Raw genomic sequence first — 20,722 nt, forward strand, 5'->3', positions numbered from 1 at the left:
AGAGAAGTTGGAGTCGTTACGTCCACTGCCTGGTGCAGCGGGACCCTACGACGCGGTAGGGCTCCGGGTGCGGGCGGACCCTGCTCCTCGAGCCAACCGGCTCGGCTGCGCTTGGTGAGGACTTGACCCACTGCGCCTCAGTCTTGCTTCTTGGGTGTCGAGTGGTGCGGGGGCTTGCCGGTCTTGTCGGGTGGCTGCGGAGCCCGGTGTGCAGTGTTGCCGATGGGACCGTCCGTGTGCTCGGAGCGGTGTGGCTGCGCAGTCCGCTTAGGGGCCGTGGCCGGACCTATCGGGATCGCCTGGCTGGAGGAACCCTGGCTCCTGGAGACCGGCTCGGAATGAGATCCGGTCGCTGAACCGGAGTCGTCGAACGTCCCGTAGGGCGACCGGGCCTGAGGAGCTTCGGCCGACGGATCCGCAGTTGGCCTGCTGTCCGGTGTCGCCGGGCTGGGGTGCGGGTACGGGGCGGTGTGATGCGTGTCGGCGCGGTCGTCGCCGGTGCCGTTGGTGCCCGGAGCGACGGCGAGAGTGGTGCCCAGGGCGACGGAGAGCGCGGCCAGCGCGGTTCCCACCGCCATGCGACGGTTGTGCCGTGGGTCGCCAGGAAGGCGGCCCGAGGTGATCGCCACCGCCTGCCTCCGTGTGGGCTGTTCGGCGTCGGGCCGGGGGCTGTCGGGTACTGGGAGGAGGTGGCTCACCGAGGGGGGCGAGAGCGGCACCGGATATGGATCGCTCCCGGAGCTGAGGGAGGAGAGGACCTTCGCGCAGTGCTCGGCGTCAGGGCGCGCTTCGGCGTCCTGTGCGGTCATGGCCTGTAGGAGGGTGCCCAGGTCCGGGCAGAGCCAGGTGGGCAGCGTGGGCGGTCGATGGAGGCGGGCGATCGCAGACTCCAGCGGATTGCCCGGGTACTCCAGTTCGCCTTTCAGGCATTCCAGCAGGACCAGGCCGAGAGCGTAGATGTCGGTAGCCGGTCCGACCTGCCTTCCTTGAACCTGTTCGGGCGAGAGGTAGGCGGCGGTGCCGGTCAGCACGTCCGGTGCGGTATGGCGTGTGGCGTTCGCCAGGCGTGCGATGCCGAAATCGGCGAGATGCGGATCACCGGCCCTGTCCAGCAGGACGTTCGACGGTTTGACGTCGCGATGCACGATGCCGGCCCGGTGGACGTGGGCGAGCGCCCGCGCGAGAGCGGTGCCCAGAGCGGCCACACGCCGCTCAGGCAGCGCTCCGCGCTCCAGGAGTCCGCGCAGTGTGATGCCGTCGACCAGTTCCATGACGAGGTAGGCGCGGTCGTCATGGCGGCCGGCGTCGTAGACGGTGACCAGTCCGGGATGCTGCAGGCGGGCGAGGAGGACGGCCTCCGCGGCGAGACGGTCCTCGGCCTGCGGATCGGAGCCCGGCCGGAAGACCTTGACGGCCACTGGTCGCCGAAGGCGGGTGTCGACGCCTTCGTACACGTCCGCCATGCCTCCCGATCCGATCCTCCGACCCAGCCGGTAACGGCCGGACAGGACATGAGCGGACTGCCCACCGGGTGGGACCGGCGGGGGAGCCGGCAGGGCTGCTGATCGGCGGACCTTCATCGGATTCTCCCGTTGCTGTCACGGCGTACCGGACGCGGCCAGTGGCTGTGCTCAGCGGCGGGTACCCCGAGGCGTTTCGGCTATACGGACGAAGACAGCGCCTCGGACCGCACGGGCGCCGCCGTGGCGGTCGCAGTGGCACGGGGTGCTGCCAGGGGCGACATCCGGGTGCGGGTACGGGCGTGAGGCGATCGGGAGATGACCGTGACGAGGGCGCGTCGTCGCCGGAATTCGTCGCAGGAATTCGTCGGGCTTCTCCTGCTGCTGCGTCACCAAAGCCGGCGAGGCGGCCGCGACTTCGTCATCACCGCCGCCCTGCAGTGAGACCGCCTTCCGGCGGCAGCGATGACGGTCTTGCGTCCGGGGTCGTTCGCTGGGCTGCGTCGACGTTCATGGTTGAGGGTCGCCGGCAGCAACCGGATCCGTCATGCCCGGTGACGCCTCATCAGAGGCACTGTCTGGCTTCTCAACCACCGGGTGAACCGTTTTTTCCGCTCCCTGTTGCGGCGGCTTCTTCCCCACGGCCATCGCGGCGGCCGCACGGGTCAACTGCACCTGCAGCTGATCGAAGGCCTGCGACCTCGATCGCTTACGCCTATGACTTCTGCTCATACACGTTCAACGTCCCACCACGCTCTCCGTAACCGCGGTTCCGCCATATGGAGGAAACGACGTAGCCGCCAACGTCTGCTTGTTCCGCTGTGACAGACACCGTTGGCGTGATGGTCGGGCGGCGAGTACTGCCTGAACTCGTCCTTCGAGCGGCGAGGAACGACTTGGCCCGCGCACTGTCCCCACACCGGTCGGCGGCGAGGGCGGGAGTACCCCTCACGGCTACCGCCTGCCGTCTCGGGCCGTGGTGACGTACGCGCTGATCAGGATGAGCAGACAGCCGGCCAGTTGGAGCGGAGTGGGACGCTCGCCCAGCACGACCGCTCCCAGGGCCACCGCGCCGACGGGGGTGAGGAGCAGCAGGACCGCACCGACGTGGCTGGCCAGTCTGGGCGAAGCGGCTGCGACCAGCAGCCACCCCACGACTTGACTACAGGCGGCCACGGCCAGCAGCCAGCCGAGAGCTCGCCACCCAGGCGTCGGGTCGAACCCGTACCAGAGCAGGCCCATGGCCAGTGAGACCACCGCCGCTGAGGCGACGACCGCCGTGTACGTCTGCCGTACCGGCCCGGCATGGCCCCCGTGGCGCAGGAGATAAAGAAACCCCGAGTAGCACACGGCCGCGAGCACCGCGTGGACGGTACCCCGCGGTGGATCGGAACCGACAGATCCACCTGGCCCGAACACTCCGCCGGTAAGCACCACTCCGACAAGCAGCACCGGCAGCCACCACAAGAAGCGGCGGGGCACCGGTTCCCGGTCGACCACCCAGGCCAGCAGCGGTACCAGCACCACCTGCACGTTGACCAGCACGGTGGACAGCCCCGCCCCGATCTCGCCGATCGCCTGAGTCCACAGCAGCATGTCACCGGCGAACAGCGCCCCCGCGAACAGGGCAAGGCCGTACCGTGGCCGCGGGAACGCGCCCGCGCGACGGCGTTCCGCGGCAGCGAGCACGAGCAGCACCGGCAGAGCCAGGGCACACCGGTAGAAGGAGGCCGTGCCCGGTGAGGTGTGCGCCAGATCGAGAAGGATGGCCGATCCCGACACGGACAGTGCCCCGATCGCCATGGTCCACGCCGGATACCGGGTCAAGGGCGAACCATCCGCCCGCCCCTTCTTCCGGGAAGCGGACGCCTGTCGGCCGCCGGTCGGACGGGGCACGATGGATCACTCCTCGGACGTCTGGGCGCCGCGGGCGCACCTGTGCCGCACGCCGTGAGTACCCGGCGAGAACGGACCGGAACACCAGGCCGAATGGCCCCGGCCACGCTCATGAGCATGATGACATCGCCGGGGTCGAGGCAGGGGCGTACGTCGCCGCTGCTCCCTCGGCCGGTTCGCTGGGCTCACAACCCAGGGGTCGCAGATTCACATCCTGTCCTCGCTACGAAACAGGAGTCGCCCGCATCGGAGTGCAACACCGCAGACCGCGGCCCCAGTAGTTCATGCTGTCGGAGGCCGTCCGTCGAAGCCCACGGCTGTCCGAGCGCATTGCCGACTTCCGGGCATCGCCTGGATGCACTGCATCACGGCCGGTCGGGCAGATAGAGTCGAAAGGTGCGTTGATCTTCCGGGCGGCAGCTACGTACAGCCGCAGACGGTGCAGGGTGCCTCATAACAGGGGTGCCCCAGCAGGCAGCCGGACACGGCGCGGTGCTGGACGCATGGGGCGATGACCTTGACCTCATGCGACGGCGAGAGGCACACAGCGCCACTCCCTGAACTCTGCCCTGCTGTGACGGCATCGGACCGCCCTGGACGGTTCCGTCTCGCTGGGCTGAGCCCGAGGCAGTTCACCGAGTCGATCAGCGCGCTGCGGCACGAGAGCACCGATCTGGTTCCAACGGCCCCAGGCCATCCCTGCCGCGAACGGGACGACCAAGCGATCCATGGAAAGGACAGCCATGCTTGAACACTCCGACGATCGAGCAGTGAGCGACTGGTGCATCGAGCACTTGGGCAACCCGGTTGCCGAGCACACGTTCAGGGTGGGGATCTTGGATGAGCGGCTGGGGCCTGTGTCGTCGCTGATACAGCGCAGATGGGGATGGCCGTTCCTCGGACCGCTTGAGGCACACCGAGGGGAGGGTGTGTTCGCCTGTCAGGCGAGGTGCTCACGGAACCAGGCGCGGGCGGCACCGCTCGCCTGGGTGAACTGGCTGGTGTACGGACCGAAGTGACCGCCCGGGACCAACTGCAGCCGCTTGGGCTCAAGGGCGCGTTCGTAGGCGGCGAGCGCCAGGTCGGTCACGGTGACCTTGTCGTCCAGGGCGACCACCATGAGCAGTGGTGTGGGCGAGACTCGCGTGATCCAGGTCCCGGGCATCGTACATGCGCGCCGGGCGGGTCGAACGGACCGTGACCTTGTTCTCCCACGCGCCGCCGGGCGTGGGCTGCACGTAGAAGTCGATGGCCTCCTGCGATCGGTAGGAGGCGGGCACCGACGGATCGTTGCTGACGATGGCCACCGTGTGTGGAGCCTCTCCGCGGAATCGGGCCCGCTCGTCCTCTGCGAAGGACTCCTCGAGGCCCGGCACGGCGTCGGGTGCGACGCGGCGCAGGCCCTGCTCGTACCCGCTGACGGTCGGCACCTGGGAGACCACGGCGCGCAGCCGGCGGTCGGTGGCACCCAGTACGATCGCGTGCCCGTCGGCATAGCTGCTGCCCCACAGGCCGATCCGGTCGGCGTCGACCTCCGGCCGGCTCTCCAGGTATGAGATGGCCCGCCGCCAGTCGGCGATCTGCTGCCAGGGGTCGACGTCCTGCCGGGGCTCGCCGTCGCTGGACCCGAAGGTGCGGTGGCCGTGCACCAGGACGACGAACCCGTCCTCGGCGAAGGCTCGCGCGAAAGGCTCCAGACCGTGTTCCTTCACCCCCGCATAGCCATGGGCCATGGTGATCGCCGGATGCGGGCCCGGCCCGTCCGGCAGGAACAGCCATCCGCGAAGCGTCACCGCGCCGTCTGCTGGGAACTCGACATCCTCGCGCTCGATCATGGAAACCTCTCAGGTGGAACAGCATTCAGCTGGGGTGAAACGATCAGTGCCCATGACGCCGCGCTCTGCCGCGGAAGGCCGAGTTCGGATTGACCGCGTCAGGTGGACAGCCGGACAGCGCCGGGGCCGAGGGTCGGCTCCACGTCGGAACCGGCGACCTCGTGGCCGCACGAGCAGCGCAGTTCGACGTGGACACGGCCGCCGCAGCCGGAATGGCGCAGTACCACCGGCGCGGTCGCAGGGTCACCGAGGTGCGTGTCGCCGTACCGGAGCAGCGCGGCGAGGACCCATTGCAGATCGTGGGCGCGCGCAGTGAGGTGATACTCCTGGCGTGAGCGCTGCCCGGCCTCCTGGTAGCTCCGGCGTTCCAGCAGGCCGGCGTCGACCAGTTGCCGAAGGCGCTCGGTGAGGGCCCTGCGGGAGATCCCGAGGTGCTCGGCTATCTCGTCGAATCGATGCAGCCCCGCGAAGACCTCGCGAAGGATGAGCAGGGTCCATCGCTCGCCGACCAGGCTGAGTGTCGCGGCGACGCTGCAGTTGCCCAAATCAAGTTCTCGCCACTCCATGACGACAGCGTACGCCTTGAGTTCCGTTTTGGAACTCAGCCTTGACGCCGCCTGGGTTCCAGATGGAGCCTTAGCTGGTCGGCACTGACCCACGGATCTCCTTCGACCGGTGGCCAGAAGCCTGATCAGCTCCCTTCGGCTGTGCAGGGAGCGCGAGCAGCCCCCGCGTCGTCCCGTCCTCACCGTGTCCGGAGCCGATCGATCGCCCCGGACCGCACAAGCCGGCACCGCAACTCCCGAGGAGCAGCCCATGCCCGTCTTCAACGCCCACATCCCCGCCCACCGCTTCTCCCCGGAAAAGAAGCGCCTTCTCGCCGATGCGCTGAACCGGTCACTCGTTGAGGCCCTCGGGATACCCGAGGGTGACCGGTTCATCATGATCAGTGAGCATGGCGAGAACGAGCTCTTCCTGGATCCGACGTTCATGTGGGAATGCAGCGCAGCGGCGATGCCGTGATCATCACGCTGCAGCTCGGGGCCCACCGCCCTGTGGAGGACAAGCGGGCAGTGGCGGCAGCCATCAACAAACTGGTGGTCGAGGCACTCGGCGTCTCGCCCGACGACGTCTTCATCGCGTTGATCCCTGTCCCGAACGAGAACTTCTCCTTCGGCCGGGGCGAACTCCAACTCGCCGACGGCGCCCCACGCTGGTGAACCACGGCCGCGCGGCGGGTTGCCGCATCCGAGCCGGCCGCGACCTGGCTACCGCCCGGAACGGCGCGCCAGGGAAGAGTGCTGATCCAATGCTGTGCATGAAGGAGATGAGATGCAGGTAGCGGTGGTCACCTTCGACGGGTTCAACGAACTCGACAGCTTCATCGCATCGGCGCTGATCAACCGATGTCGTAGGGACGGTCTGGAAGCATTCATCACCACGCCCACGCCGGTGGTCACGTCGATGAACGGCGTCGAGGTGACGGGGCAGCGCCCCATGGAGTTCGTGACCGACGCCGAGGTCGTGCTGATCGGCAGTGGCGTGAAGACCCGAGACGTGGTCGCCGACGACCGGCTGATCTCCCGGCTGCCGCTCGACCCTTCACGGCAGCTCGTCGGCGCGCAATGCTCGGGCGCGCTGGTGCTCGCCCGGCTCGGACTGCTGGACGGCATGCCCGCCTGCACGGACATGAAGACCCGGTCCTTCGTGGAAGCCTGTGACGTCACCGTGCTGGACGAGCCGTTCCACGCCGAGGGGAACATCGCCACGGCAGGAGGCTGTCTGGCGTCCCAGTACCTCGCCACCTGGGTGATCACCCGCATGCTCGGGGAGGACGCCGCGCGCGACGTCATCGACTACGTTGCTCCGGTCGGTGAAAACCTGGAGACAATCGAGCGCGCCATGCGCGCCGTTCACACGGGCGCGGTCGCACCGCGCTGACGTCTCGTGACCAGTCTCGGTCCAACGAACATCCATCCTCGTGAAGCCGCCTGGTCATGGGCCAACGCATTGCGAACCGTCTGTATCGACCGCCTCATCTTCACTTCGAGTGGGCGGGCGTTGCGAGGGCGCCGCGGCTCAGGAGACCCACATGAACGAACTACTCACCGAGGCGATCGAAGCCCACGGCGGGAACACGCGCCGGCGCCGGCTGACTCAGGCGCGAGCCACCCTCGTCAGCGGTGGGCATCTGTTCGCCGTGAAAGGCTTGCCGCAGGATCCCTCGCCCCGCGAGATGACCGTTCTCCTCCACGAGGAGCACGCCTCGGTCAGACCCTTCGGCGCCCCCGACCAGAAGACCGACTTCACACCCGGACGCGTCAGTATCGACAAGATCGACGGGCGAGTGGTGGCCGAACGCGAGGACCCACGGTCGTCGTTCAGCGGCCACACTCTGGAGACCCCCTGGGACGCACTGGACCGCGCCTACTTCAACGGCTACGCCCTGTGGACCTACCTCACCACGCCGTTCCTGCTCGCCATGCCCGGATTCACGGTCACCGAGATCGAGCCGTGGCGGGAAGGAGACGAACTCTGGCGTGGGCTGCGCGCCACGTTCCCGCCAGAGATCGTCAGCCACAGCACCCACCAGGACTTCTACTTCGGCCCCGACCGGCTGCTGCGCCGACACGACTACCACGTCGACGTGGCAGGTGGGTTCGCCGCCGCGCAGTACGTCCACGACTGCGTGGAAGCGGACGGCATCGTGCTGCCCACCAAGCGCCGGGCCTACCGCCGCGACGCCGATGGCTACCCCATCCTCGAGCAGGTCATGGTCTCGATCGGCCTCAGCGACATCCACTTCAGCAGACAGCAAGGCGCCGCCGGTGGCGGTGCAGCAACGAAGCTCTGTCGCACTACGGATCAGATGCCCCCCTGCACTCGCCGCGGGAAGCCGCTTTACGGAAACCGCCGCCTACTCGCCGTCTTCGGCCTTGTCGTCGAAGACGAAGAGCGGTTTGGCGCCGTGAGCGGGCGCTTCGGCGAACGAGATGGCTTCGGTGAAGCGTTCCAGCGGGAACGGCCGGCCCTCGGGGATGCACAGCACTCCATCGGTGACGAGAGTACGAACCTCGGACAGGGCGTCCTGCACATCCGCAGGTGAGGCGGTGCCGAACCAGCGGTTCAGCCAGAAGCCACGGACCACTTTCGCCTCGTAGACGAGCGAGCGCGCGGGCAGTGGGATCGTCAGCGCAGCGGGGTCGTTCTGCCGATGGGTGGAGAGCGCGCCGTAGACCACGACCTCTCCTCCCGGAGCCAGGGCCTGGGACACCTGGGCCCCTACTGGACCCGCGACACAGTCGATGGCCTTGTGCACGCCGGCCGGTCCGGCGATCTCGGTCACACGCTGCAGCAGGTCCTCGTCCTCGGTGCAGACGACCTCGTCGCCGCCGAGCGCATTGATCTCGTCGACGGCGTCGCGCCGCCGCACCACATTGATCGTGCGAATTCCCAGATGCCGGGCCAGCTGAATGACGAGCCGGCCGACGGTGGAGCCCGCCGCCGTCTGCAACAGCCATTCCCCCGGCTGTACGTCGAGTTCGCGCGCCACCAGGAGCAGCGCGGTCAGCGGGTTGACAGCGAGTTGACAGGCGCTGGAGTCGCTCAGACGGTCGGGGACCGTCAGAAGCCGGTGCGTATCGGCAACAAGGTATTCCTGCCAGGTGCCGGTCACATCGGGTTCGGGTACGGCCGGGACGGCGGCGACCACCACGCGCTCGCCGATCTTCAGTCCCTCGGTCCCCGGGCCCAGGGCCTCAATACGGCCCACGCACTCCATGTGCCCCCCGACAGTGGGAAACTCGGGAGAGAAGCCGTAGCGACCACGCACTACGTGCAGATCGCTGGCGTGAATCGGAGTCGCCTGCACACGGATCAACGCCTGGCCGACACCTGGCGTGGGAACCGGCCGGGATTCCAGACGCAGAACATCGTTCGGCTCGCCGACCTCTCCGGCCACGAGCGCGCGCATGGATTGCCGCATGAGCGACCTCTCGTCTCAGGAACGACGCGACCTGCGGCGGGCCTCGACGCCACATGTACGGCTCGTCTCGCCTGATCGCCTGGGCGATCGCCAGGCGTCACCCCTGCACTCCTCCCAGCCTGCGCTCCCTCACGAGCGCTGTCATGTCGTAACCAGCCATGCCTCCTGACGCGAGGCTCGCGACGGGACAATCGGACACGGTCGTCGGCGGCTTCGCCCGCGGATGCCTGGTGGGAAACCTGGGCGCGGACGCGGCCTACCGTTGGGAGGGCACGCTGATCGCGGCGCGCGCCGACAAGTCCTCTGCTCCCTTCGACGCCCTGCGCTGATCGCTGCCGGTCGCTGAAGACGCGCCGGCGCCGCCACCCACACCGCGCCGAGCCTCCGCCGGCCGTGAGGCAGGCGCGGGCGAACCCGGGTGCCTTCGTACACGACTCGTCATTGGAGGGGGAGGCCCTATGGGTGCTGAGGGGGGAGGCTCCTCTGTTGAGGCCACACCGGCGGCAGCTCCGACACGTCTCGGAACGCGGGGGAGCGGCGCGCAGGAGCCAGGAGCAGGCTGGATAGGGGAGGTGGGTTGCCGTGGCGCACAACGAAGCCTTTTCGCCCCTCGAGGGTGCCGCAGTACTGGAAGCGCTGTTCCACCAGTCCCCGACCGGCCTGATGGTCCTGGACACGGAACTGCGCATCCTGCGAATCAACGTCGACACACCGGTCTCTCGCGGAGTGCCCCCTGAGCACGTCGTGGGCCGGCATCTCACCGATGTGTACGACTTTTCCGCGCCCGGTCAGGTGGAGGCGATCCTGCGCGGCGTGCTGGAGAGCGGCGAGCCCGCACGGGGGCGCCTGGTGGGGGTGCGTCCGAAGGGTGCGCCGGGGCCCGAGTATCTGCTCTCCGTCTCGGTGTCCCGCCTCGAGCAGGCCCAGGGGAAGGTCTTGGGGGTGTTGACGGAGATACTCGATGTCACCGAACGCGAAAAGGTACGCGCTCGTTTGCGCGTCCTCGGTTCGGTGCGCGAGCGCGTGGGGTGGACCCTCGACGTGGTGGCCACCTGCGAGGAACTGGTGCAGTCCGTGGTGCCGGACCTCGCCGACATCGCCGTGGTGGAAGTGGTGGAGGCGGTGGTGCGCGGGGAGGACCCTCCGCCGAGTCCTCTCGGACGACAGGTGCCGCTGCGCCGAGCCGCCTTCTGTCGCAGTGGCGGGGAGGAGCAGGTTCAGGCGCATCCGGTGGGTGACGTGCGCGCTCTGCCGTTCCCGACGCCGTACGCGCAGACGCTGACCGACCTCAAGCCCCGCCTGGTCGCCCTGGGCCCCGAAACGCCCTGGCTGGCCGCCGTCCCGCGGCGCGCCGAGGCTATCCGCGCCTCCGGTGCCCACAGCCTCATCACCACACCCCTGACTCTGCGGGGAACCGTGCTGGGACTGATGAGCCTGTACCGCACCGACCGGGGCGACGCCTACGAGCAGGGGGACGTCACCCTCGCCGTCGCAGTGGCCGCTCACGCCGCACTGTGCATCGAAAACGCCCGCCGCTACACCCGCGAACACACCATCGCCCTGACCATTCAGCGCCACCTGCTGCTCCACCGGGCTGCGACGCAGAGGACCGTTGAAACCGCCCACTTGCTGGTGCCCTCCGAAACGGGCGGAGGCGCCGGGTTCGACACGTTCGCCCTGTCCGGTGCCCGCACCGCACTGGTGGTCGGTGAAGTAGGCGGCCAAGGCATCCACGCGGCCACCACCCTGGGACAGATAGGGACCGCCACGCACTCCCTCGCCGCGCTTGACCTGGAGCCCGACGAACTCCTCGCCCGCCTCAACGACACCGCCGTACGCCTGGCCCAGGAACGCGCGGTTCTGCCGCCTGGCGACCCCATGCCGCTCAAGGGAAGCTGCGTGTTCGCGGTCTACGACCCGCTCGCCCAGACCTGCACCATCGCCCTGGCCGGCCACCCCCCACCCGTGATCGCCCATCCCGACGGGAGTACCGAGATCCCTCACCTGCCGAGCGGACCTGCCCTGGGCAGTACCGAAGGACCTCCCTTCGCTGCCACCACGGTCTCTGTCACCGACGGCAGCGTCCTCGCCTTCTACACCCCCTCTCTCCTGGACACCTCCCAGTCCCCGGACACCCTTCGGCGGGTGCTGGCCCACGCTGACCGGCCGCTGCAGGATCTGTGCGACGACGTGCTCTACCGGCTGGGGAACGACACCCGCCACGGCGACGTCATCCTCCTCCTCGCCCGCACCCACACATTCCCCGCTGATCAGGTCGCCGCATGGCATCTCGACCACCATCCCAAAGCCGCCGCCGTGGCGCGCAGCCACACCGAGGAACAGCTCACCCAGTGGGGCGTGGACGAGGAAACCGCCTACAACACCGAAATGATCGTCAGCGAACTGGTCACCAACGCCATCCGCTACGGCACACCGCCCGTGCAGCTGCGGCTCATCAAGGACCGCACGCTCACCTGTGAAGTCCACGACGGCAATGCCCTCGCGCCGCGGCTGCGCCACGCCAAGATCACCGACGAGGGTGGGCGCGGCTTGTTCATCACCGCCCAACTCGCACAGAACTGGGGTGTCCGGTACTCCCTCGACGGCAAGACCGTCTGGACCGAGCAGACTCTCCCGGCTACAGCTCAGGACGACGCATCCGTCCTCGGCGACGGCGCGGGCCACGGGCGCTGACAGCAAAGAGAAGGCCTGGCGGATGCAGCACGTACAGTCGGCAAGTTCCGGGTGGGCCCCCCATGTGAGCACTTTTCGCCGCCGGGCATGATGGTCAGTGGGCCGGGACCGGGAAGAGCATGCAGCTGCTGGTGGCGTGGGCCAGGAGCCGGTCGTTGGAGTCGCGGAGCTCTGCCTGGGCGAGGGCGGTGCGGCGGCCGCTGTTGATGACGGTGCCGATGGCGCGGACCTTGCCGGTGTCGACGGTGATGGGGCGCAGGAACTTCAAGGTCAGATCGATCGACGTGTAGGCCATGCCCTGGGGCAGCGTGGACTGCACCGCACAGCCGGCCGCCGAGTCGAGGAGCGTGGCGTAGACACCGCCGTGAACGCTGCCTATCGGGTTGTAGTGCTCCTCGCCCGGCACCAGCACGAAGACCGCCCGGCCGTGCTCGGCCTCCTCCAGGGTGAAGCCCAGGGTGGCGGCGATCGGCGGGGCGGGCAGGCGCCCGGCGAGGATCTCGCGGAGGAAGCCGAGACCGCTGTGGTGGGGGACGGCGTCGGCGGAAAGGGCGGGGTCTTCCCAGCCGACCACACGTGATCTGTGCGTTGCCGCTTCCGCGGGGTCGGCCGTGTCGGTGCTCAGTGACTTCTTCGATGTTTCGGACATGCGGCGGCTCCTCGTAGGCGTGTGTTGCCGGTGTGGCGTGCCGGTCGGCGATGGCACAGGCGACCCCGCTTTTGCGGCGGGGCCGTCCTGCCGGGTGTTGCGGTCGCGCTGCGCTCAGGGACTGTCCGGGCTGACGCGGATGAGACCCGGGCCGGCGTCGACGAACGAGTCTCCGATCGGAACGTCGTGGCCGTCGTCGCAGCGGAGCACCGCGTGCACCGGGGCGCCGCAGTCCTTGTGGCGTACGACCACGGGGGGGCCTTGTTCGTCGGCGGCCCACCTGTCGCCCCACTGCCGCAGCGCCACGATGACGGCGCGGAAGTCCCGGCCCTTCTGGGTGAGCTGGTAGGCGTACCGGGTCCGCTGGCCGGGCTCCTGATAGGGGACGCGCTCCAGCAGACCGGCGGCGGTCAGTTCTTTCAGACGCGCCGCGGCGGCGGGTTCGCCGATGCCCACACGCTTGGCGAAGTCGTCGAACCGGCGTGTGCCGAAGAACGCCTCGCGCATGATCAGCAGCGCTGTCCTGTTGCCGACGATCTCCAGAGTCCGGGCGATGGAGCAGTTGGCCATGGACCAGGCGTCCCGTTCCTCCAGCAAGTCCGTCATCTCTCCACCTTCCACCTGGCTTGCCTCATGCAAAGTCAGCCTATACCGTCGTAGCTGACTTCTTCAATCGTAAGTCAGCTGGGGTACATCCCGAGGGAGGAATCATGGACATCAGCAGCGCAACCGTCCTGGTCACCGGGGCCAATCGCGGCCTCGGCCGGGCACTGGCCCAGGAACTGCTCGCGCGTGGCGCCACGGTGTACGGAGCGGCCCGTCGGCCGGACCAGATCGATCTGCCCGGCGTGAAAGCGATACGGCTCGACGTGACCGACCCCGCCTCGGTCGCCGCGGCCGCCGAAGAGGCCCGTGACATCACGGTGCTGATCAACAACGCGGGCAGTTCCACGGGCGCCGATCTGCTGACCGGCAGCTGGGACGCCGTCCGCCTGGAGATGGAGACCCACTACCTGGGCACCCTCGGCATGATCCGGGCCTTCGCCCCCGTGATCGAGTCCCAGGGCGGAGGTGCCGTCCTCAACATCCTGTCCGTGCTGTCGTGGATCAGCTTTCCCGCCGTCGGCGCGTACGCCGCCGCCAAGTCCGCGGAGTGGAGCCTGACCAACACGGTGCGCCAGCAGCTCGCACCCCGAGGCATCACCGTGTCCGGACTCCACGTCGGCTACATGGACACCGACATGGCCCGCCATGTCGACGGACCCAAGTCCGACCCGGCGGACGTCGCCCGCGCGGCCGTCGACGGCATTGCCTCCGGGGCTGCCGAGATCGTCGTCGACGACCGCAGCCGCCAGGTGCGGGCCGACCTCTCCGGCGGCGTCACCGCCCTTTACCCGCAGCTCGGCTGAGACGAGGACACCATGACTTCCGCTCCTTCCCCCGCCCCGGGCCGGCTCAGGCCGACCGGCCGGCGAACCGGTGTCCGGCCCTCCCCGAACCAGCCCTCCCGGCTCGCCGCCGCCGTCACGCTCATCGCGATGTGCCTGGGCGCCATGACGACCTTTCTGCTGATCACCGCATCGGTATCGGCCCTGTCGGCCATCCAGGACGACCTGCACGTCTCCCCGACCGGCCTTGTCTGGATCCCCTCCGCGTACACCCTGCTCGTGGCCAGTCTGGTGATGTCCGCGGGCACCATCGGAAACCTCTACGGCCGCAAGCGCACCTTCGCCACCGGCGCCGCCATCATGATCATCGGCTCGCTCATCGTCTACGCGGCGGGTTCGGCGGGAGGCGTCATCGCCGGCCAGCTCGTGTCCGGCCTCGGCGGCGCTCTCATCCTGCCCAACAGCCTGGCCATTCTGGGAGCCACCTTCCCCGACCCCCACCGGCGCACCGAAGTCGTCACCGTCTGGGCCGCCTCCTCCGGTATCGGGCTCGCCGTCGGCCCCCTGATCGCGGGCACACTGCTGGATCACTTCCACTGGAACACGGTCTTCCTGTCGACCGCCGTCCTCGCCGTGGTCACCCTGGCCGCCGCCGTCTTCGTCGCCGAATCGCGGGGCCCCGAGGGCAGGCTGGACGTCCCCGGGCAGGTCCTGGCCGTCCTGGGTGTCGCCGCTCTCGTCTACGCCCTCATCGAAGGCGGACACGACGGCTACACCGGCCCCCGGATCCTCATCGCCTGGATCGTCGCGGCCGCGGCCCTGACCGGCTTCGTCCTCGTCGAGCGCGCCGGCCGCACACCCATGCTGGACATCACCCTGTTCCGGTCGGCGTCCTTCAGCGCGGTCATGTTCGTCGCGGCCGTCTCCCTGTTCGGCTTCACCGGACTGGCCATCCTGTCGGTGCTCTTCTACGAGCGCGTCCAGCACCTGTCCGCCCTGGACGTGGGATGGCGGCTGCTGGCCTTCTTCGGCGTCTACGTCATCGTCAGCTACGCGACCGGACGCGTGATCCGCCGCACCGGCTTCAAGCTCCCGCTGACCGTCGGCTTCCTCATCGGAGCCGCCGCCACGGCCGCACTCACCATGCTGGATCCGACCACCCCGTACGCCCGGGTGTGGTGGCTGTTCGCGCTCTTCGGGGCCGCAAGCGGGATGGTGGCCGCGCCGAGCACCGCGGCCGCCCTGGTCAGCGTCTCCCACGAACGCGCCGGCATGGCCTCCGGAGCCGTCAACGCCTTCCGCCAGATCGGATCCGTCACCGGCTCCTCCCTCCTCGGCGCACTCCTCGCCGGCCGGCTCCAGTCCCAACTGCCGGCGCGGCTCGACGCCCACCACGTCCCCCGAGCAGCCTGGCCCGCCGTCCAGCACGCCGTCTCCACGGGCAGCAGCGGCCACCGAGCGGCACCGCCGAACGTCACCGCCGCGATCGGGGACGCCTTCACCTCCGGCGTCCACGTCGGTTTGACCGTCATCGCCGCCGTGTTCCTGTGCGCGGCGCTCGCCTCGGCCCTGCTGGTACACAACCGACCGCACCACACCACTGTCACGAGGAAGTGACGCGCGACATTCAGGAGCAACGCCGAGAACCGTGGACTCTCCTGCGGGGTGATGCCGACGGGGCTGGGACGGTGTCAGGCGGCCGTGGCAGGGCGTGACGTGCACGGAACCCCTGACGGGTGTGCCAGTCGCGGTGAACGGCCCGCGATGAACGGCCGCGACAGGAGGCGCACCGGGCTGGGGCGGACGAGTGGGCGGCCCGCGAGGGCCATGACGTGCTCGCGGGTGGCCGGGCTGCGGCCGGTGAAGCGCTGTGAGACCACGATGCGGTGATCGCCTCCCACGCCGTGCACGCCCCTGTCGAAGAGCGATGGTTGCCACGGGGACCCCGGTTGCAGAGGCCTGCTCGCATGGTGGAGGATCCGGGGCGGGAGGGGATTTGAATGCGTTCAAAAAAGTGGCCCGTGCAGAGGCAGGCGGGTGTGGGGGACAGGTTCGGCGCGGTGCTGGCGGCTTCGATGTCGGTGTTGTTCGTCGAGGCTGTGATCGGTGCGATCGCGTTCGTGGTGTGGGCGCAGACCCAGGAGCGTCCAGGTCTGTGCTACGACGCGATGTCGGTCATCTTCCTGGTCGTGATCGCGCCGTTCGTGGCGGCTGCGGGCGCTGCGTTCGGGGCCCTGCTGTCGGTCGGGGTGGTGATGCCGCTGCTGGGTGCGGCCGGGTGGCTCGGCCGCCGGTTGTCGGGGCGCGAAACGTGGTGGTGGGTTCCGGCACCGGCGGCCGCCGGAACTGCTCCCTTCGTCCTTGCCGCGGCGGTGCTGGCGCGGACCGGTCTCCTGGCGGGCCTCGGGGTGTGGCTGGTGGTGACTGCGGCGCTCACTGCGACAGCTTTGGTCGCCCGAAGGCCGCTGCTGGTGGACCGCCCGTGGCTCTCGGGCGGTGCGATGTTCCGGCGGGTGGCGCTGTACGGGACGCTCGCTGTCGTCGCCGCCGGCACGCTCGCCGGCATCGGCCTGCGGGCCGGGATCGGATACGAGCCTCCGCGGCTGAGCAGGGAGCAGGTCGCCGGGACGTGGTCCGACGCAAGAGGCGGCACCCTCATTCTCACGGCGGATGGCAGGGCCACGGCGATCGGTGTCGAGACGTTCGACGACTCCGACGACATCTTGGAGCCGGTCGTGCACAAGTGCACCGGCACTGGTACCTGGGAGTACACGCCAGGCACCGGACCATGGTCCCAGGAGGTGGACGTGTCTGTCGACGAGTGCCCCATGGACACCTGGGACGTGTACGGGACCCGCGAACACCCGAAGCTGTACGTCTACATCGGCGACCCCGACAACTGGGACCTCTACATCCTGAACCGCGATGGACACCCCGTATCCTTCGGATCCCGCCGTGAACAGCCCGTGTCGTGACACTGCCGACGGCATGTCCGCGGCGGCACGACACACAGCAGCCGTCGGACCCGCTGTCGGCCCTTCGAGGTGACCGGTGAGCCACGAGTGCGGTCCGGGGACCAGGTCATGGCCGGTGTCGGCACGTTGTGGAAGACAACTCCCGGGCACGCGCAGTGTACGAACGACTGGGATACGTACCCACCCGCACTGCGGATCCTGCGGGCCGCCTGCGCCCACCGTGCGTTTTCCCTGGCCGGGCGCGGGGACTCGCGGTGCGTGGTGGCCTACGGTGCGGAGCAGCGGGTGCGGCTGCCGGCCCTGCGGGCGGGCTGGCTGACGCAGACGTTCGTCCACTGGTCCTACCCGGTGGAGGCAGTGCAAGCGCTGGTGCCCGAGCCTCTGGTCGTGGACGAGTACGGGGGTGCGGCATGGGTCGGGCTGACGCCGTTCGTGATGGCGGACGTACGCCCGCCCGGCGTACCGGCCCGGCTGCCCGGTCTGCCCACGTTCGCGGAGACCAACCTGAGGACCTACGTGCGGCACCCCAGCGGCCGGGACGGGCTGTGGTTCCTGTCCCTCGAGGTCGCCTCCCCGCTGATGCTGGCGGCGCGAGGAATCGGCGCGCCCTACCACCTGGGCGCCCTCGACGTCACCAGGCGGGAGACGACCCTCGTCTACTCCGGGCGGAGATGGGCGGGGGGAGCCTCTTACCGTCTCGCCGTGCGCCCCGGCCCGCCCATCGAACGGCCGACGGAGCGGGACGTGTGGCTGACTTCGCGCTGGCGGGCGTACACGCGCCGGCTCGGCCTGCTCTGGGAGACGCTCGTGGAGCACGAACCGTGGCCGCTGGCCGGCGCCGGCCTGGAGGTGCTGGAGGAGACGCTCACCAGCTCGGTCGGCCTTCCGGTCCCCTCCGGTGAGCCGGTGGTGCACTTCTCGGAAGGAGTCAGGCATGTGCGGATGGGAGCCTCACTGCCCTGCCCACCGGCAGCGGCGGCTTCCTGACGACGGTCCCCCGTGCGGGTCTGCCCCGGCGGATCCCTGGCGATGAACCGGGTGCGCAGGCGGGCCGCGCGCCGGCGCAGGCTGCGCTTCGAGGGCTGGATCGCGGGCCTGGGCACCTCCTCCGGAACCCGTGTCGTGCTCGGACACTGGCAACAGTCACCGTTCGGCGCGTTCAGCGATGTGATGCTGGAACGGGTCGACGGGGAGCGGATCCTGCTGGCCCCCACGCGGAAGACGGCGGACTTCATCGGCGCCACGTACGTCTTCGACACCGTGCGCGTCGTGCCTGTGCGGGTCGGCGTCATGGACCATACGTGGAGCGTGACGGCGGGCTCGCTCGAGTTGCGCTTCCTCCCCGGGCGGCGCGGGCTTCCGGGCCTGCTGCTGCGCGCCGTGCCCGGCCCGCTCGCGCGCTCCCCGGCGTGGAGTGCGCTCACGGACGTACCGGCCCGGCTGCTGCTGCCCGGAGTGCGGACCCGGGGGAGTGCCCGTGCGGGCCGCCGGGAGTGGTACGGCGCTCGGGACCTACGGCCGATCCGCCTCGTGTCGGGGATCTTCGAGGGCGTCGGTCTGGGGGTGACGGCCCCCGTCGAACCACCCGTGCGCTTCGGCTTCGGTTCGGTGCCGAGGAAACCCGCGCTCACCCGCGTCACGACGACCGTCGACCTCGGACCCGAGTGACGGATGCCGCCCCTGGGGTGGGGTACCCGGCGGGCCGTCCGTAGAAAGGAGAAGCCTTGCGCAGGTCGACAGCGCGGGAATCCGCGGATGGGCTCGCGGTCGCGCACGGCGCCTTCAACGTCGTCGGCGGGCTGTGGCCGCTGGTTCATCTGCGGAGCTTCGAGTGGGTCTTCGGGCGGAAGACCGACGACTGGCTGCAGATGACGTCGGGCGGACTGCTGGTCTCCGCGGGGCTCGCGCAGCTGACGGCGGCGCCGGCCCCACAGGGCCGAGCCCACGCCCGCTGTATCGGCCTGGGCACCGCAATGACCCTGCTGGCCGTCGACCTGGTCTATGTGCCCAAGGGACGGATCCGGCCGACGTACCTCCTCGACGCTGCCATGCAGATCGGCTGGATCGCCGCCTGGCTGCGCAGCGCCTGGCCGACGAACGAGGGAGCGGCCAGGAGCCGGCGACGATGAGCGGCATGTCCCGGCACGCCGCACGGCGAAGCCGGGTACGGCCCACCCAGACCCGCCGGGGAGCCGCTCATGCGGTGCCGACCGGAAGCCGGCTGCTACGGCCCGTGACTTGGCGCGCCCAGCTTCGGCACGAGCAGCGTCCCGTCCAAGGTGACGTGGTTCCCTCGTCACCGGTGTCGTGTTCGGGAGCGGTGCTCGGCGCGGTTTCGGGGTGCGTGTTCGTGGTCAGCCGTTGGTCAGGGTTGTGTGTGGGGTGCGTTGGTAGGTGTGGCGGTAGAGGGTGGCGAAGCGTCCGGGGTGGTGGAAGCCCCAGCGGGCGGCGATGGCTGTGACGGTGGCGCCGCTGTCGGGTGTGGCGGTCGTCAGGTCCTGGTGGGCGTGGGCGAGCCGGACGCGGCGCAGGTGGGCCAGGGGGGTGGTGTTCAGGTGTCGGCGGAAGGCGTATTGCAGGGCGCGTGCGGTGACGTGGGCGGCGGTGGCGATGTCTGCGATGGTGATCGGCTGGTCGGCGTGGTCGTCGATGTAGGCGAGTGCGCGGCGCAGCATGGCGGGGTGGGCGTCGCGGCGGTCGGCCGGGGTGGGTTCGGGCTGGGCTGTGTTGGGGAAGGTGTTGAGGACGCTTGCGGCCAGGTGTTGCACGGCGGTGGTGGCGATGAGGGGTTGGTCGGCGGTGGCGGGGTCGGCCAGGACGGAGTCGCGTAGGTGGGTGATGGTCCGGGTCAGGTGGGCGGCCGCGGTGGCTGAGCGGGGGCGGTGTCCGGTGAGCCGTACCGGCCGTGTGTCGTCGGGGCCGGCGGCCACCTGGGCGAGGAGTGCGGGGTCGAGCATGGTGATGTTGTAGCGGGCGTGGCAGATGCGTCCGGAGTACGGCAGGTCGGGTGGGGCGAACAGGACGACGTCGCCGGGGCCGAAGGTGTCCTGGGTGCCCTGGAAGTGGTGGTCTTGTACGGTTCCCTCGTGCACGAGGCACAGGCAGATCCGGCCGAGCGGTGTGACCGAGTAGCTCATTTCGAAGTCGAGGGTGAGTTCGTCGACGCTCACCGGGGCGATGGCGGTGCGCCGGATCTGGGCCCGGCCGGCGTCGGGGGTGCTGCTGCCGATGCGCATCCGGGCGTAGGCGCGGCTGAGGAAGTCCTCGGTGACTTCGAGATCCGCGCTGTCGAAGGTGAGCGTGTCCATGCCTCGCGCTTCCCCCCGAATCACCCGAACATGTCGCGCTGACCAGGTAATTTTCGTTTTTCGTCCGGATGCTTGCGAAGTCGTTCGCTTGATGGCTGGCGCAGGCCCGGCGTCGCGTCGAGGGTGAGCGGCATGATCGGACGCGACGAGAGGACGGACCAGCTGGCGGCGCTCCAGGAGGAGGTGACCCAGCTGCGCACGGCCATGGCCTCGCACGCCGTGATCGACCAGGCCATCGGCGTGGTCATCTCCGTCGGCGGGCTCCGGCCCGAGCAGGGCTGGGACGTCCTCAGGGAGGTCTCCCAGCACACGAACATCAAACTCCGCGAGGTGGCCCGTTGCCTGGTGGACTGGCCGTCCAGCAGGCAGCTTCCCCCGGGTGTCCGGCGGGCCCTGTCCGCGGCGGTGGCCCGTGCCCGGGACTCCGCCGCCACCGGAGAGAACGACGCCATGAGCGGCCGGCCGGTGCGCTGAGGAGGGAGGGGCGGGGCTCGACCGCGCGCCAAGTGCAACGAGGGGGTGCGGCCCGTGC

General features: G+C 69.6%; 21 protein-coding genes and 1 pseudogene. 12 read left to right on the forward strand and 10 right to left on the reverse strand.

Annotated elements, in window-relative coordinates; translation table 11 throughout:
- Nucleotides 1-137: 137 nt before the first annotated feature.
- From OG956_RS35730 to OG956_RS35750, 5 genes are all read right to left on the reverse strand, one after another.
- Nucleotides 138-1,580, reverse strand: a complete 1,443-nt coding sequence (locus OG956_RS35730) for a serine/threonine-protein kinase (RefSeq protein WP_330342169.1) — start codon at nucleotides 1,578-1,580, stop codon at nucleotides 138-140.
- A gap of 834 nt (nucleotides 1,581-2,414) precedes the next feature.
- Entirely contained in the window at nucleotides 2,415-3,287 is an 873-nt protein-coding gene (locus OG956_RS35735) for a DMT family transporter (RefSeq protein ID WP_330342170.1), read from the reverse strand.
- A 1,009-nt stretch (nucleotides 3,288-4,296) separates the two neighbouring features.
- Nucleotides 4,297-4,446, reverse strand: a complete 150-nt coding sequence (locus OG956_RS35740; protein WP_330342171.1) for a hypothetical protein — start codon at nucleotides 4,444-4,446, stop codon at nucleotides 4,297-4,299.
- A complete protein-coding gene (locus OG956_RS35745; protein ID WP_330342172.1) occupies nucleotides 4,406-5,191 on the reverse strand; it encodes an alpha/beta hydrolase in 786 nt (261 codons plus the stop codon). The genes OG956_RS35740 and OG956_RS35745 overlap by 41 nt, the downstream gene beginning before the upstream one ends.
- A 98-nt stretch (nucleotides 5,192-5,289) precedes the next feature.
- Nucleotides 5,290-5,757 carry a winged helix-turn-helix transcriptional regulator gene (locus OG956_RS35750; protein WP_330342173.1) on the reverse strand — a complete coding sequence of 156 codons (468 nt, stop codon included), beginning with the start codon at nucleotides 5,755-5,757 and terminating at the stop codon, nucleotides 5,290-5,292.
- 250 nt (nucleotides 5,758-6,007) lie between these two features.
- Here OG956_RS35750 and OG956_RS35755 point away from each other — a divergent pair, with 250 nt between their 5' ends.
- From OG956_RS35755 to OG956_RS35765, 3 genes are all read left to right on the forward strand, one after another.
- Entirely contained in the window at nucleotides 6,008-6,214 is a 207-nt protein-coding gene (locus OG956_RS35755; protein WP_330342174.1) for a tautomerase family protein, read from the forward strand.
- Nucleotides 6,211-6,411 carry a tautomerase family protein gene (locus OG956_RS35760; RefSeq protein ID WP_330342175.1) on the forward strand — a complete coding sequence of 67 codons (201 nt, stop codon included), beginning with the start codon at nucleotides 6,211-6,213 and terminating at the stop codon, nucleotides 6,409-6,411. Before OG956_RS35755 ends, OG956_RS35760 begins: the two co-directional genes overlap by 4 nt.
- A 112-nt stretch (nucleotides 6,412-6,523) precedes the next feature.
- Nucleotides 6,524-7,132 carry a DJ-1/PfpI family protein gene (locus tag OG956_RS35765; protein ID WP_330342176.1) on the forward strand — a complete coding sequence of 203 codons (609 nt, stop codon included), beginning with the start codon at nucleotides 6,524-6,526 and terminating at the stop codon, nucleotides 7,130-7,132.
- 976 nt (nucleotides 7,133-8,108) lie between these two features.
- On the opposite strand, the gene OG956_RS35770 is transcribed toward OG956_RS35765, so the two are convergent.
- A complete protein-coding gene (locus OG956_RS35770; RefSeq protein WP_330342177.1) occupies nucleotides 8,109-9,164 on the reverse strand; it encodes a zinc-dependent alcohol dehydrogenase family protein in 1,056 nt (351 codons plus the stop codon).
- Between the two features lie 170 nt (nucleotides 9,165-9,334).
- On the opposite strand from OG956_RS35770, the gene OG956_RS35775 reads away from it, so the two are divergent.
- Together OG956_RS35775 and OG956_RS35780 are read left to right on the forward strand one after the other, a co-directional pair.
- Nucleotides 9,335-9,505 carry a hypothetical protein gene (locus OG956_RS35775; protein ID WP_330342178.1) on the forward strand — a complete coding sequence of 57 codons (171 nt, stop codon included), beginning with the start codon at nucleotides 9,335-9,337 and terminating at the stop codon, nucleotides 9,503-9,505.
- A gap of 253 nt (nucleotides 9,506-9,758) precedes the next feature.
- Nucleotides 9,759-11,870: a SpoIIE family protein phosphatase gene (locus OG956_RS35780; RefSeq protein WP_330342179.1), complete on the forward strand. Its 2,112-nt coding sequence runs from the start codon at nucleotides 9,759-9,761 to the stop codon at nucleotides 11,868-11,870.
- A gap of 94 nt (nucleotides 11,871-11,964) precedes the next feature.
- Here the strand turns inward: OG956_RS35780 and OG956_RS35785 are convergent, their stop codons facing one another.
- Together OG956_RS35785 and OG956_RS35790 are read right to left on the reverse strand one after the other, a co-directional pair.
- Complete coding sequence (locus OG956_RS35785; protein ID WP_330342180.1) at nucleotides 11,965-12,519, reverse strand: PaaI family thioesterase; 555 nt, start codon at nucleotides 12,517-12,519, stop codon at nucleotides 11,965-11,967.
- A gap of 114 nt (nucleotides 12,520-12,633) precedes the next feature.
- Nucleotides 12,634-13,125 (reverse strand): winged helix-turn-helix transcriptional regulator, encoded by a 492-nt coding sequence (locus tag OG956_RS35790; protein WP_330342181.1) that lies wholly within the window; start codon nucleotides 13,123-13,125, stop codon nucleotides 12,634-12,636.
- Nucleotides 13,126-13,229: 104 nt separating this feature from the next.
- On the opposite strand from OG956_RS35790, the gene OG956_RS35795 reads away from it, so the two are divergent.
- Both OG956_RS35795 and OG956_RS35800 read left to right on the forward strand, forming a co-directional pair.
- Nucleotides 13,230-13,928, forward strand: a complete 699-nt coding sequence (locus tag OG956_RS35795) for an SDR family oxidoreductase (RefSeq protein WP_330342182.1) — start codon at nucleotides 13,230-13,232, stop codon at nucleotides 13,926-13,928.
- Nucleotides 13,929-13,940: 12 nt separating this feature from the next.
- Nucleotides 13,941-15,524 (forward strand): MFS transporter, encoded by a 1,584-nt coding sequence (locus OG956_RS35800; RefSeq protein ID WP_330342183.1) that lies wholly within the window; start codon nucleotides 13,941-13,943, stop codon nucleotides 15,522-15,524.
- A gap of 10 nt (nucleotides 15,525-15,534) precedes the next feature.
- Here OG956_RS35800 and OG956_RS40320 read toward each other — a convergent pair.
- Nucleotides 15,535-15,832: pseudogene (locus tag OG956_RS40320) on the reverse strand (hypothetical protein); the annotation flags it as partial.
- Between the two features lie 96 nt (nucleotides 15,833-15,928).
- Here OG956_RS40320 and OG956_RS35805 point away from each other — a divergent pair.
- The 4 genes from OG956_RS35805 to OG956_RS35820 all read left to right on the forward strand — a co-directional run bounded on the left by OG956_RS35805 (nucleotide 15,929) and on the right by OG956_RS35820 (nucleotide 19,011).
- A complete protein-coding gene (locus OG956_RS35805; RefSeq protein ID WP_330342184.1) occupies nucleotides 15,929-16,882 on the forward strand; it encodes a hypothetical protein in 954 nt (317 codons plus the stop codon).
- Nucleotides 16,883-17,140: 258 nt separating this feature from the next.
- On the forward strand, nucleotides 17,141-17,869 hold the full coding sequence (locus tag OG956_RS35810) for a YqjF family protein (RefSeq protein ID WP_330342185.1): 729 nt from the start codon (nucleotides 17,141-17,143) through the stop codon (nucleotides 17,867-17,869).
- A gap of 42 nt (nucleotides 17,870-17,911) precedes the next feature.
- The gene (locus tag OG956_RS35815) at nucleotides 17,912-18,550 is read left to right on the forward strand and encodes a hypothetical protein (protein ID WP_330342186.1); all 639 of its coding nucleotides are present in this window, start codon (nucleotides 17,912-17,914) and stop codon (nucleotides 18,548-18,550) included.
- A gap of 56 nt (nucleotides 18,551-18,606) precedes the next feature.
- The gene (locus tag OG956_RS35820) at nucleotides 18,607-19,011 is read left to right on the forward strand and encodes a hypothetical protein (protein ID WP_330342187.1); all 405 of its coding nucleotides are present in this window, start codon (nucleotides 18,607-18,609) and stop codon (nucleotides 19,009-19,011) included.
- Nucleotides 19,012-19,236: 225 nt separating this feature from the next.
- Here OG956_RS35820 and OG956_RS35825 read toward each other — a convergent pair whose 3' ends face one another.
- Entirely contained in the window at nucleotides 19,237-20,190 is a 954-nt protein-coding gene (locus tag OG956_RS35825; protein WP_330342188.1) for a helix-turn-helix transcriptional regulator, read from the reverse strand.
- A 132-nt stretch (nucleotides 20,191-20,322) separates the two neighbouring features.
- Here OG956_RS35825 and OG956_RS35830 point away from each other — a divergent pair, with 132 nt between their 5' ends.
- The gene (locus OG956_RS35830) at nucleotides 20,323-20,664 is read left to right on the forward strand and encodes an ANTAR domain-containing protein (RefSeq protein WP_330342189.1); all 342 of its coding nucleotides are present in this window, start codon (nucleotides 20,323-20,325) and stop codon (nucleotides 20,662-20,664) included.
- Nucleotides 20,665-20,722: the final 58 nt, after the last annotated feature.

Origin of the sequence: Streptomyces sp. NBC_00557, from assembly GCF_036345995.1 — a bacterium.
Classification (GTDB): domain Bacteria; phylum Actinomycetota; class Actinomycetes; order Streptomycetales; family Streptomycetaceae; genus Streptomyces.